Origin of the sequence: Flavihumibacter petaseus NBRC 106054 (genome assembly GCF_000974785.1) — a bacterium.
GTDB classification, from domain to species: Bacteria; Bacteroidota; Bacteroidia; order Chitinophagales; family Chitinophagaceae; genus Flavihumibacter; species Flavihumibacter petaseus.
The window spans coordinates 1-14,967 of the sequence record NZ_BBWV01000009.1 but is presented as its reverse complement, the minus strand read 5'-3'; the positions used below and the strand labels follow the sequence as shown (position 1 = coordinate 14,967).

Here is a 14,967-nt window from a genome sequence, read left to right as displayed (position 1 = left end):
ATTACACTGCCTGGCACCGTTACCATCGATCAGCCGGCAGTGCTTTCCGCATCAGCAGCTGGTGACGACGTAACCTGCTATAACGCAGCGAACGGTAAGATCACTGTATCCAGCCCGACCGGCGGTAGCGGTGAATATGAGTTCCGCGTCAATGGCGGCACCTGGCAGGAAGGCCTGGTGTTCAGCAACCTGGCACCAAATACTTACACCATAGATATACGCGATAAAAACAACCCCGCATGTATCATCACACTGCCTGGCACGGTAACCATCGATCAGCCTGCTGTGCTGTCTGCAGCTGCAGCTGGTGACGATGTAACCTGCTACAACGCAGCCAATGGTAAGATCACCATCTCCGGTGCAGTTGGCGGCAGCGGTGAATACGAGTTCCGCATCAACAGCGGTAGCTGGCAGGAAGGCCTGGAGTTCAGCAACCTGGCTCCTGATACTTATACCATCCAGATCCGCGATAAGAACAACCCGGCTTGTATCGTGACCCTGCCTGGTACAGTTACCATCGATCAGCCCGCAGTGCTTTCCGCATCTGCAGCTGGTGATGACGTAACCTGCTATAATGCGGCAAACGGTAAGATCACTGTATCCAGCCCGACCGGCGGTAGCGGTGAATATGAGTTCCGCATCAATGGCGGCACCTGGCAGGACGGCCTGGAGTTCAGTAACCTGGCGCCTGATACCTATACCATCGACATCCGCGACAAGAATACCCCGACCTGTATCATCACATTGCCTGGTACAGTTACTATCCATCAGCCGGCAGTGCTGTCAGCATCTGCAGCTGGTGATGACGTAACCTGCTATAATGCGGCCAACGGTAAGATTACTGTTTCCAGCCCGAGCGGCGGTAGCGGTGATTACCAATTCCGCATCAACAGCGGTGTATGGCAGGATGGCCTGGTGTTTGACAACCTGGCTCCGGATACCTACACTGTCGATATCCGCGACAAGAACAACCCGGCTTGTATCATTACCCTGCCTGGAACCATTACCATCGATCAGCCTGCTGTACTGTCTGCATCTGCTGCTGGTGATGATGTAACCTGCTACAATGCAGCCAACGGTAAGATCACCGTATCTGGTGCAGTTGGCGGTAGCGGCGAATACGAGTTCCGCATCAATAGCGGCACCTGGCAGGAAGGCCTGGTGTTCAACAACCTGGCCCCCAATACCTATACCGTTGATATCCGCGATAAAAACAACCCGGCCTGTATCATCACGCTGCCGGGTACGATTACCATTGATCAGCCGGCAGCCTTGTCTGCATCAGCAACGCCTACCAACGCTACCTGCTTTAGTGGCACCGATGGCAAGATCACTGTATCCAGCCCTGCTGGTGGCAGTGGTGCTTTCGAGTTCCGCATCAATGGTGGCACCTGGCAGGAAGGTCTTGAGTTTACCGGCCTCACCGCCAATAGCTACACCCTTGAGATTCGTGACAAGAATAATACAGCCTGTGTGGTGACAATACCGGGTGCGGTAGTTGTCGGACAGCCGGCAGTATTGAGTGGAAGTGTTTCTCATACCAATGTAAGCTGCAATGGCAACAGCGATGGCTCAATCACCATCAATAGCCCAGCAGGCGGTTCCGGTAACTATGAATATTCCAGAAATGGTGGCACAACATGGCAAAGCACAGCCAGCTTCACCGGTTTGCCTGCTGATGTATACAGCGTGGTGATCCGCGATGCAAACAACCATTCCTGCTTTATTGTACTGGACAATGCAGTACAGGTAGGACAGCCGCTGGCTTTGAACGCTGCTGTTTCTACTGACGGTGTCTCCTGTTATGGTGCGGCCAACGGGGCAATTCATATTACCGCTCCTGTAGGTGGAAGTGGCAACTACTCCTATAGTATCAATGGTGGCACCAGCTGGCAGCCTAATGGCAACTTTACCGGCCTGGCTGGAAATACTTACGATGTCAGGATCCGTGATGTTATGAATATCCAGTGCGAAGTGATATTGAATGCCACCCTTGCTGTCTTCGAGCCGCAGGCACTTCAGGCAACCATGAATAAGGACAATGTGACCTGTTTTGGTGCATCTGACGGTAAGATCACCATTGTCAATCCAAGCGGTGGTTATGGAACCTACGAATACAGTATTAACAATGGCGGGGCCTGGAGCAGCAATCCGCAATTCACCGGATTGCCCTTCGGAACCTATAACGTGTTGCTGCGTGATGCCGCTCATACCAATTGCAGCATCACCATTCAAAGCAATGTGCAGATTACCCAACCAGCAGTAATTGCAGCTGGTATCAATTCTACCAACGTGACCTGTAACGGTGCTGGTAATGGTACCATTACGATCAATAACCCAACGGGTGGTTCAGGCGCATATCAGTACAGCATCACCGGCGGATCCAGCTGGTTCCCCGGAAACCAGTTCACTTCAGTTACGCCTGGTATCTATAGTGTCTGGGTACGTGATGCTGCAAATCCCACCTGCTTCACGGTAATCAATAACTCCGTGAGCATTTCGCAGCCTGCTGCGCTTACTGCATCTGCTGCCGCACCGGCAATCGGTTGTAACGGCGGTATGGTCAATGTGACGGTGTCTGCAAATGGTGGCACACCAGGATACTCTTATAAAATCGACGGTGGTGATTACACCAACAGCAATATCCTGAACGCAGGTGCCGGTGCACATACCATCACTGTAAAGGATGTGAATGGTTGTGAAACCTCAACCAGTATCACTGTCAATGAGGCGCCTGAGTTGACGATTTACATTGTTAACCAGACACCTTCAGGCTGTCAGACAGCAACCGGTTCGGTTACCCTGATCGGTAGCGGTGGTGTGGCTCCTTACAAATACAGCTTCATCGGTGGCGGATACGGTACCAACAATGTCTTTACAGGCGTTGCTGCCGGTAGCTACCTCGCTTCTGTAAAAGATGCCAATGGCTGTATTACTCCAATCCTGGTGAATATTGCAAGCGCTTCTGCACCGACCGCATTCAGTGTTCAGGGTGGCGGCAGCTTCTGCAATGGCCAGGGTGCTGTAGTAAGCCTGAATGCGTCACAGACCGGCGTTTCCTACCAACTGGTTCGTAACGGAAATACACTCGTGGGTAGCCCGGTCAACGGCCTTAATGGCATGTCTATAGACTTCGGTAACCAAACTACCGGCGGCACCTACACAGTAGTAGCAACAGAAACTGCTACCGGTTGTACCAATACCATGAATGGCGCTGCCGTGATTAATGCCGGTACTGTTCCGAATGCCTTCCTGGTAAGCGGTGGTGGCGCATACTGCAACGGTGCAGGTGTTACCATCCTGTTGTCCGGATCTGAAAGCGGTGTTTCTTATCAACTCATCCGCAGCGGATCCATCAACGTTGGTGCTGCAGTGACCGGCAACGGCCTCGGCATCGAATTCTCCAACATTACCACACCCGGTAGCTATACGATCGTAGCCAGCAATATCGCTGCCGGTTGTATCAATACCATGCTGGGTTCAGCAAATGTTGCTGCAGGCACCACACCCACTGCGTTTACCGTAACTGGTGGTGGCAGCTATTGCAGCGGTGCAGGTCCTTTAATCGGTCTCTCCGGTTCAACTTCCGGTGTGAACTATCAACTGGTGTTGAATGGCAGCAGCAATATCGGCAGCCAGGTACCAGGTAACGGAAATGCCATCAGCTTCGGCAATCAGACAGCCACTGGTACCTATACCGTAATTGCTACCAATGCTACCTCCAGCTGTACCAATAATATGAGTGGAAGCGCCCTGATTTCGACACAGGCGCTGCCTGCGGCATTTGCTGTGACTGGCGGTGGTACCTTCTGTAATGGTGCAGGGGTGTCTGTCGGACTCGCCAGCTCTGAAGCCGGCATGACTTATCAACTGGTTCGCGGTGGCGTGACCAATGTTGGTGCAGCACTGACCGGCAATGGCGGTGACCTCGACTTTGGTGTACAAACCATTGGCGGTACCTATACCGTAATCGCTAAAAATGCCGGTGGTTGTACCGTACCGATGAACGGAAATGCCGTTGTCGTAGCAGGTAGTAACCCGACACTGTTCAGCGTCACCGGTGGTGGCAGCTATTGCAGCGGTCCGGGACTTGCCATTGGCTTGTCGGGCTCTACTTCCGGAGTAAACTATCAACTTGTACTGAATGGCACCACAAATGTGGGTGGAACCGTTTCCGGAAACGGAAATGCGATCAGCTTCGGCAACCTCACAGCTGCTGGTGTCTATACTGTAATTGCAACAAATGCTGCTACGGGTTGTACCAGCAACATGAACAGCAATGCATCCATAACTTCCTCTAACCTGCCGGCTGCATTTAATGTGACTGGTGGCGGTACTTTCTGTAACGGTACAGGCGTAACGGTTGGATTGTCCGGTTCAGAATCCGGAATGACTTACCAGCTCGTACGCGGTGGCGTGACCAATGTTGGTGCAGCTGTGTCCGGTAACGGTGGCGACATCGACTTCGGACTGCAAACCATCAGTGGAACCTATACCGTGGTCGCTAAAAATGCCGGTGGCTGTACTACTACGATGAATAATAATGCTGTAGTACTTGCCGGCGTGGTGCCGTCCAGCTTCAGTGTTACCGGTGGCGGTGCATTCTGCAGCGGTCCTGGGGTATCTGTGGGACTCTCTTCTTCTCAAACAGGTGTAACCTATCAACTGGTACGGGATGGCAATACCAACGTAGGTGCAGCGGCTTCCGGAAACGGCAACGCGATCGACTTCGGATTGCAGACCATCAACGGTACCTATACTGTAGTGGCAACGCATACCAATACAGGTTGTACCAATAATATGAGTGGTTCAGCCCTCGTGACTGCAGGTTCTCAGCCAACAGCCTTCAGTGTAACCGGTGGCGGAACCTATTGTAACGGTGCGGGTGGAATAATCGGCCTGTCCTCTTCACAGGGAGGTGTGTCTTATCAACTGAAACGCAATGGATCAAACGTAGGCAGTGCACTGACTGGTAACGGCGGTTACCTCGACTTCGGAATACAAACCGTAACAGGTACCTATACCGTGCAGGCCACTAATCTTACTACCAATTGCGTAGCGGATATGATCGGTTCAGCTAGCATTCAGAATGGTGCATCGGCAACCTTGTACACCGTGAATGGTGGTGGCAGCATCTGTAACGGATCTGCCCCGGCACTCAGCCTGAGTGGCTCTCAGTCCGGCTGGAACTACCAATTGTTGCTGAATGGTTCTAACCTCGGCAGTGCGATCTCCGGAAATGGAAATGTGATCAACTTCCCGGCAATTACCAGTGCAGGTACCTACACAGTACGGGCAACTGCAACAGCAGGTGGTTGTACCGCTGACATGGCCGGTTCTGCAGTGTACACCAACAGCGTCGCAGTTCAGGCAGGCAATATCACCGGTGGTGGTGCAGTCTGCGCAGGTACCAACAGTGGCACACTTACCCTGGTGAACTATTCCGGAAACATTGTGAAATGGGAATACAGCACCGATGGCGGTGGCATCTGGACGCCAATTGCCAATACATCAGCAAGCCAGCCATATACCAACCTTGCCCAGGCAACTATGTATCGCGCTTTGGTAGAAGGTTGCAGCCAGGCTTACTCCACAACGGCAACGATGACCATGAGCGCAGGCGCAACAGGCGGTTCTGTCAGCAGTACCAGTGTCTGCTCCGGAGCAAATAGTGGCATCGTAACGCTCAGCGGCCAGGCTGGAAGCGTTCTGTACTGGGAATATGCCGATGGCAGCGGACCATGGAATACAATCTCCAATACCGGTACTACACAATCCTTCACCAACCTGACACAAACCCGTAAATACAGGGCTTACATCAGCGGCGGATCATGTGGTGGCGTGTATTCCGGTGAAGGTGTGGTGAACGTTACTGCTTCTGTGGTGTCCGGTACACTCAATGGTGCTACAGCATGGTGCAGCAAGACAAACTCCGGCACGCTCACCCTTACAGGTTATGCCGGTACCATCATGCGCTGGGAATCTTCTAAAGACGGTACCAACTTCAATACCGTTAAGATCAATAACGTAGCGGTGACCAGTCCGTCATACACTTACAGCAACCTGACACAGACTACCTGGTTCAGGGTAAGGGTTCAGGGATGTACGGAAGCCTATTCTACACGGGCTATTGTGACTATCAGCGGCACACTCAACGGCGGTACCATTAGCAGCACAGCTGTCTGCAGCGGTACGAACAGCGGAACAGTGGTACTTAGCGGATTCGATGGTGCGGTTCAACTGTGGGAAGCTTCCGATAACCTGGGACAAACATGGTTCTCTATTCCAGGCACAGGCACTACCCAGAACTTCAGCAACCTGTCGGCAACCCGCCAGTACAGGGCGCTGATCGGAAATGGCTCCTGCCCTGCTGTATATTCAGCTATTGGAACAGTAACAGTTACTGCATCAACCAACCCGGGTACCCTGAATGGAGCAGCATCCTACTGTGGCGCCAGCAATTCAGGTAATCTTAGTCTTACCGGTTATGCAGGTACCATTACCCGCTGGGAATATTCTACAGACGGTACGAATTACACTACGCTCAAAGTGAATAACGTAACAGTGACCAGCCCGACTTATAACTATACCAACCTGGGTGTAAGCACCTGGTACAGGGTAAGAGTGGAAGGTTGTACAGCACTGTACTCCAACGTAGCGAAGATTACCATTACGCAGGGATCTATTGGCGGAACAGTAAGCGGTGGCAGCGGTTGTTCCGGCAGCAACAGTGGAACAGTGACCCTGAGTGGTTACGCTGGTGACATCCAGCTGTGGGAATACTCCACTAACAATGGACAGACCTGGAATACTATTCAGAGCACTGCAACCAGTCAACCTTACAACAACCTGACAACTACCAGGAGGTACAGGGCGCTGGTGAAACTGGGAACCTGTCCGGCGGCTTACTCCGCTGAAGGCATCGTAACCATCAGTGCAAACGTGGTAGCCGGATCGCTTTCAGGTGCAACTACACATTGTACGAAAACAAATTCCGGAACAATGACCCTTACCGGATTTAGTGGAACGATCGTTCGTTGGGAATCTTCAAAAGACGGTACCAACTACAATACTGTTAAAAATGGCAACGTGCCCATCACCAGCCCGTCTTACAGCTATACCAACCTGGTGCAGACCATGTGGTACAGGGTGCGGGTAGAAGGTTGCGGATTCCAGTATTCCAACGTCGTGAAGATCACTGTAGGTGGTTGCCCGACAGCGAGGTCAACAACAGAAACTTTGTCAACAGATATCAAGCTCGAGCAGGTGAATGCCAATGATCCGCTCGCAGTAAATATCTTCCCGAATCCAAGCGCTAACTATTTCAAACTGCAGATCACCAGCAAACGTCCTGAAACCGCAAACATCCAGGTTTCTGATGCTGCCGGCAGAGCTGTAGAGAGAATGAAAGCTACCTCTGGAGAAACTGTCCAGTTCGGAGGAGGTTACGTACAGGGTATGTATCTCGTAGAAGTTGTTCAGGGAACCGAAAGAAAGGTGATCAAGATTATCAAACTCTAAACCTGGATAGTAGTAAAAACCAAAGAGGGGCCGCCGCGAGGCGCCCCTTTTTTTGTGGAAAAGCACGCAATTGAGGTTTGAAAACGCCTTTGAAAACTATTTTTCTCGTGTTTGTTTTTCTCGCAAGGTCGCTGCGCTCCACGCAAAGGAGCAAAGACGCAAAGAAGAGATTGAAGGAGGAATTTGAAGTTTTTGATTGGGTGTAAAGGTTTGAATTGCCGGGTTTCTGAAAAGTTGCCTGACTGCGCCGGAAGGCAGCTATACAGTTGTTGGGCATCCATCGGAGCTGGAGGAATTTGGCGTTTTTTAGTGCTTCCTGTCCTTTTGGTTGCTGGCCTGCATACAGACGATTTAGGGGTGTTTATATGTTTCGTGGCGCGGATTGAAACATATTGATAGTTGTAGTTCCGTTTCAGCGGCATTCAATGCTGAAATGAAACAATGAAGAAGCCGTGAAGTGGCCTTGAAGAAGCTGAAAAAAAGTCGGCCGGAAGGCGGGTTGTTGCAAAGCTGAAGCTGAAAGTATACCGAAATCATACTGGAAAGAAGCTGGGATCACGTTGAATTTATACGGAGCGTCTAAAGGGTTCCGATCATTTAAAAGCTTTTGCTAATCCATGGAACCAATTTGGTAGAAAATCCGGGGACCCATTGGGGGTATCATAGGTAGTAATGAGTTTGCACCCGGGGGAATCAACTTTCGTCACTGGAGAAGTCTGATGTCGTCCCGTAAGTGCAAACAACCACGAAGCAGGCATTGGTTTTACCGGGAATATGTTTAAAATCTGATAGGCAATTCCTTTGAAAAAACGGCTGAGTGAGGCCAAGTTGTTTTGTTATAAATGAGACGGTGTCCGTTTTCAGATTTTGCTTCTGCAGTTGCCTGCGAACTGTTGATCATAGCTGCTTTGTTTTGGAAAAAGAGAAAGCAAAGCAGGTGCGACTATTTCACGCTATTGGCGGGAATAAAAAAAAGTTCGCTGGAACGGCAATTCAAAATTATTACAAACGCTGTTTGCTAGTGCCGGTCTTTTAAGGACAACTGTTGGCCACTTTCAGGACTAACAGAATCAGGTGTCCACCCCAATCCGGATTTATTTTTCGTCCAGTTAACCTATTCCAGGATTAGGCAACAGCGTTAGCCTGGTAAGGATAATACTAGTCTGAAAATAGCCTTATCCTAGTGTGATCTACGCATAAAGGGGTAGGTTTACCCAGGGGTAAGGCTTGTTTAACACTAGGATAAGGCTGGTTTCAGGCCTGAACTAGCTTCAGTTGGACCTCCCTGATAGCTGCCTGATTGCACCAAGCCTGGGTGTTTTCCAGCACTGTTCGATTCAGCCTCTATTCAACCTCTTTGGTAAGTCTGTTCAAAGTCTGTGGGACCTCAGATTTACTACGCCGGGTACTCGAGTTCACCTTGAAAACAGAGGCAAACACCTCGGATTCCGAGGTCAACAGGAGGTCCTGCATAGGGAACAAAGGCCGTTCTTCGAGGTCATTCCGAGGTAAAATTCAATCTCGTCCCTGCAAATATCTGAGCCCGTCCCAGAAAATATCTAACCTCGTCCCAATTCTGACGAAAAATTGAAGCCTGGTACTAATTTTGGTTTTCAGTTGAGTAGGCGCTTAAACACTGCCGTTACCGGGGTTTGTCGGCTGAACTTGGTTCTTTGTGGTGTTGAAAAGAAGACTCCCTGAACCACAAGGTCTAGAAAAGGGATTCGTTCGGGTCTCGTTCGTTACATTAACGAAGCACTCCCTTGAAAAACCTAACCCAACCCTAAGGCAACCCGAAGAAAGCTGCTGTAAACGGTATAAAATAGAGTGTAAATGGCCTAACTATACTATTCGCCACATTTTTTGAAAGATCTGGTGAGTGCGATGATCATTCAGCAAGCCCGGGCACGGTCCGTTTTGGGAAACGAAAATCGGATCCGCACCGGATGAAAAAAAACACCTAAGTGCGGCGTAACCATCCCAATTGTCAGATGAACGATAGATAAGGCCGTAGCGAGCTATGCAGGCAAAGAATGCATCTGTGGGACAAGCATGATTACCCGTTCAGCAAAATCCTGGTGCCCGGGGCCTTCCCATTGCTGGTCACCCGCTGCTCCTCAGGCTTTTGCCTGGTTCTTGGTAGCTAAGGATGGTTCCTTGCGAACTTCCGGCCGCAGGCCGGTTATCTTTTCGGATTCCTGACATCCGGAATTTGAACATGCCACTTGTATGATGTCATGTTCCATAGGTTTTCTTCTTTGCGTCTTCGCTCCTTTGCGCGCTTTGCGGGAAACCCAAACACGCATTTCAACATATGAAAAATATCGGGCCGGAAAATGAATCAGATGATAAAGCCTGCAATATCCATCTTGCGCGGGCAACACCGCATAACGTAATGCTTACCGGATCAGTGCAGCATTACCGGACTTGGTGATTACTGTTCCATCTATGCCAACACCCTGAACTGTCCATACATAGGTATCGATCGGTTGCAGCTGGCCGTTATAGATGCCGTTCCAGCCTTTGCCAAGATCTTTTGTTTCATACATCAGCTGACCCCAGCGGTTGAATACCCTGAAGTAATTAAGCTGGCGGATCTTGATCGGGTATGGCAACAGTACATCGTTTTGGCCATCTCCGTTCGGCGTCCAGGCATTTGGAACCAGCAGATCCGGGGTAGCGCCCTGTTGCGGTGAGATTACGGATACGCGCAGGGTATCTACGGTTTCGCAACCTGCAGGTGAATACATCCGGATCAGGTATTCCATTCCGAAGTCGTTCCTGAAGATTGGATCTTTCACGGTGTTGGAACTGATGCCTGTACCCGGGCTCCATTGGTAGGTATAGCCGTCTCCCAGGTCGCGGCCCTGCAGTTGCAGCGGCATAGATTCATAGGTGGTTTGTGGCGGCAGGGTCACGCCGGCAACCGGTACAATCGCGTTGATGGTAGCACCCGCTTGAACCTGGCTGTTTGTACAGGTTGCATCGGATACGCTGGTCACGTTGATGGTGGTATTGCCCTGGAGATTAACCGGGAACTGGAAGTTTGGTGTTGTGATATTGTTGATGGTTTTGGTAGTGCCATTCTCGGTATAAGTAACGCTCCATGGTCCGGAACCGGTGAGTTGCAGGCTGACAGGTGTAGATGCACCGGCACAGGCGATCTCTGCGGCACTGACCGTTGCAGTCGGCAATGGTGCTACTGCCAGGTTAAGCATTGCTGTGCTGTCACATCCGAAAGCATCTGTCAGTACGGCTGTGTATGTGCCCGCTGTTGTATAAGTGGTGCCATTCCAGGTATAGGGCAATTCATTGGCACAGATCCGCAGGCTGGTTGTGCTGGTTGCCGGCTGGCGAACTGCAAGTACCAAAGTTGCAATACTGTCACATCCTCCGGCGCTGGTCAGCTGTACCTGGTATGAACCCGGCTGGCTATAAGTATTGCCGTTCCATACGAATGGCATATCATTCACGCAACGGGTGATCAGGGTTTGACTGGTAACCACATCCACTGCACTGAGTATTAATGTCGCCGTGCTGTCGCATCCTGCCGCATTGGTGAGTTTGACTGTGTAGGTGCCTGAAGCAGTATAAGATTGACCATTCCAGCTGTAGGGCAGCTCTTTATTGCAAAGCGTAATCTCCGTAGTGCTGGTTGTTGGTTCAGCCACATTGATCGTTAAGGTTGTCGAAGCGGCGCACTGGTTGGCATCTGGTGTAAAGGTGTATGTGCCTGATACCGTGTTGCTGACTACTGCCGGTGACCAGGTGCCGGTGATGCCGTTCAGCGATGTGGCAGGCAATGCCGGAGCGGAAGATCCTGCACAGAATGCTGCTATGGCATTGAAGGTCGGTGTGATCTGGTCAGTGATGGTAATATCGATGGACGCTGGCAATCCGCAACCGCCGGCAGCAGGGGTAAAGTTATAGGTAGTTACACCTCTTACTGCTGTATTGATGACAGATGGATTCCATGTACCACTGATACCATTGAGAGATGTATTAGCCAGCAATGGTGCTATTCCGTTAACACAAACTGGTCCTATTGCATCGAATACCGGTATAATGCTGCTGGCAACGGTGATGTCGATTGATATTGGCTCAGCACACTGTCCGGCGTCAGGTATGAAGGTGTAGGTTCCCGAAGCAGTGTTGCTCACTATAGCCGGTACCCATGTACCGGTGATGCCATTGATTGAAGTTGTTGGCAATACCGGTGCGGTTGTACCAGCACAGAAGGCTGGTATGGCTGCAAAGGATGGTGTTGCGCCAGGTGTTACGGTAATGTCGATGCTCACCGGTGCGGCACACTGTCCGGCATCCGGGGTAAAGGTATAGGTGCCGGAAACGGTATTGCTTACCACTGCAGGTGACCAGGAGCCTGTAATGCCATTCAGTGAAGCCGCTGGCAGCACTGGTGCAGTTGCACCCGCACAGAATGGTGCAATCGGATCGAAGATTGGCGCAATCTGATCGGTGATGGTGATATCGATGGTTGTCGGAACGCCACAGCTTGAAGCATCCGGTGTAAAGGTATAGGTGGTAGTGCCCAGGGCTCCGGTATTGATTGTTGCCGGGCTCCAGGTACCATTGATGCCGTTGTTGGATGTTGCCGGCAGTGTTGGGGCAGCACTGTTGAGACAAAGTGGTCCGATAGCATTGAATACCGGCGTTACACTGGTGGCGATGGTTACATCGATGCTCACCGATACGGCACACTCTCCTGCTGCTGGTGTGAAGGTGTAGGTTGATGTGCCGAGTGCACTGGTGTTGATTGCTGCTGGTGACCAGGTGCCATTGATACCATTGGTTGACGTGGATGGCAATGCAGGTGCCACGCTGTTCTGGCAGATATCACCGATGGCGTCAAAAGTCGGTGTCACAGCCGGTGTTACGGTAATGTCGATGCTAATTGGTGCAGCACACTGTCCGGCATCTGGTATAAAGGTGTATGATCCGGAAGTGGTGTTGTTCACAACAGCCGGTACCCATGAACCAGTGATGCCGTTGAGAGATACATTCGGTAATACAGGGGCTACGCTGCCTTCACAGAATGCAGGGATTGTAGTAAAGGTTGGTGCGACCTGGTCAGTGATGGTTATAACGAGGCTGATCGCAGTCGCGCACTCTCCTGCTGCCGGGGTAAAGGTGTAGCTGGTTGTACCAATCACAGTGGTGTTGATCACAGTTGGTGACCATGTGCCACTTATGCCGTTGAGTGAAGTCACTGGCAGAGCTGGTGCGGTACTGTTCTGACAGAGCGCAGCGATCGGATCAAAAATTGGAGTCGTTGCCGGCGTAACTGTAATGTCAATAGATACCGGCTCAGCACACTGACCGCCATCCGGAATGAAGGTATAGGTTCCCGAAGCAGTATTGTTGATGGTAGCTGGTACCCAAGTGCCAGTGATGCCATTAATTGAAGTTGTTGGCAATACCGGTGCAGTTGTACCGGCACAGAATGCTGGTATAGTTGCAAAGGATGGTGTTACTGCTGGTGTTACGGTAATATCGATGCTCAACGGTGTCGCACACTGTCCGGCATCCGGGGTGAAGGTATAGGTGCCGGAAGTGGTGTTGCTTACCAGTGCAGGCGACCATGTACCGGTAATGCCGTTCAGTGAGGCTGTTGGCAGCACTGGCGCAGTAGCTCCCGCACAGAATGCAGCAATCGGATCGAAGATTGGTGCGATCTGATCGGTGATGGTGATATCAATCGTAGTTGCCACACCACAACTTGCTGCGTCCGGAGTGAAGGTGTAGGTAATAGTGCCAAGGCTACCGGTATTAATGGTTGCCGGGTTCCAGGTGCCATTGATGCCATTATTGGATGTTGTGGGCAATGTTGGTGCTGCGCTGTTGAGACACAATGGTCCGATGGCATTGAATACTGGTGTTACGCTGGTAGCGATGGTTACATCAATGCTCACAGGAGTTGCACACTCTCCTGCTGCAGGGGTGAAGGTGTAGGTAGAAGTGCCGAGTGCACTGGTGTTGATCGCTGCTGGTGACCAGTTACCATTGATGCCATTGGTTGACATGGATGGCAATGCAGGTGCCACGCTGTTCTGGCAGATATCTCCGATGGCGTCAAAGGTTGGTGTCACTGCCGGTGTTACGGTAATATCGATGCTGATTGGCGCAGCACACTGGCCGGCTTCTGGTATAAAGGTGTATGATCCGGAAGTAGTGTTGCTGACTACAGCTGGTATCCATGTACCGGTGATGCCATTGAGAGATACATTCGGTAATACAGGGGCTACGCTGCCTTCACAGAATGCAGGGATTGTAGTAAAGGTTGGTGTGATCTGGTCAGTGATGGTTACATCGATGCTAACCGGCGTCGCGCACGCTCCTGCTGCCGGGGTAAAGGTGTAGGTAGTTGTTCCGATAACCGCTGTATTGATCTCAGCAGGATTCCAGGTGCCGATCACTCCATTACGAGAAGTGCCTGGCAGTACAGGAGCAGCACTGTTCAGACAGAGCGAAGCAATCGGATCGAATGTCGGCGTGACAGCGGGTGTTACGGTAATGTCGATGGTTACCGGTTCAGCACACTGTCCACCATCCGGAACGAAGGTATAGGTTCCTGATGCAGTATTGCTTACAGTTGCGGGTACCCATGAACCGTTGATGCCGTTGAGTGAAGCAGCTGGCAATACCGGTGCAATTGTACCGGCACAGAAGGCTGGTATTGCTGCAAAGGTTGGCGTTACAGCTGCCGTAACAGAGATGTCGATGCTTACGGGTGCCGCACACTGTCCGGCGTCAGGGGTAAAGGTATAAGTACCTGACGCGGTATTGCTCACCACTGCAGGTGACCATGTTCCGGTAATACTGTTGAGTGAAGTCGCTGGCAACACTGGCGCAGTTGCTCCCGCACAGAATGCAGCAATCGGATCAAATGTTGGTGTGATCTGATCGGTTATGATGATATCGATTGTAGTTGGTACACCACAGCTTGATGGATCCGGTGTAAAGGTATAGGTGGTTGTACCGAGGCTGCCGGTATTGATGGCTGCCGGGCTCCATGTACCATTGATGCCATTATTGGAAGTCGTGGGCAGTGTTGGTGCAGCACTGTTCAGGCAAAGTGGTCCGAAGGCATTGAATACCGGCGTTACACTGGTAGCGATGGTTACATCGATGCTCACTGATACAGCGCACTCTCCTGCTGCCGGGGTGAAGGTATAGGTTGAAGTACCCAATGAGTTGGTGTTGATCACTGCTGGTGACCAGGAACCATTGATGCCATTGGTTGACGTGGATGGCAGTGCCGGTGCCACACTATTCTGACAGATATCTCCGATGGCATCAAAAGTTGGTGCCACTGCCGGTGTTACGGTAATATCGATGCTGATTGGAGCAGCACACTGGCCAGCGTCTGGTATAAAGGTGTATGATCCAGATGTGGTATTATTCACCACGGCAGGCACCCATGATCCC

The 14,967-nt window shown here is 51.2% G+C and carries 2 protein-coding genes; one reads left to right on the top strand and one right to left on the bottom strand.

Annotated features, from left to right (window positions below; translation table 11 throughout):
* Positions 1-39: 39 nt before the first annotated feature.
* Positions 40-7,521: a DUF8696 domain-containing protein gene (locus FPE01S_RS24385; RefSeq protein ID WP_217998271.1), complete on the top strand. Its 7,482-nt coding sequence runs from the start codon at positions 40-42 to the stop codon at positions 7,519-7,521.
* A gap of 2,399 nt (positions 7,522-9,920) precedes the next feature.
* Here FPE01S_RS24385 and FPE01S_RS24375 read toward each other — a convergent pair.
* Entirely contained in the window at positions 9,921-14,852 is a 4,932-nt protein-coding gene (locus FPE01S_RS24375; RefSeq protein ID WP_217998270.1) for a T9SS type B sorting domain-containing protein, read from the bottom strand.
* Positions 14,853-14,967 lie beyond the last annotated feature (115 nt).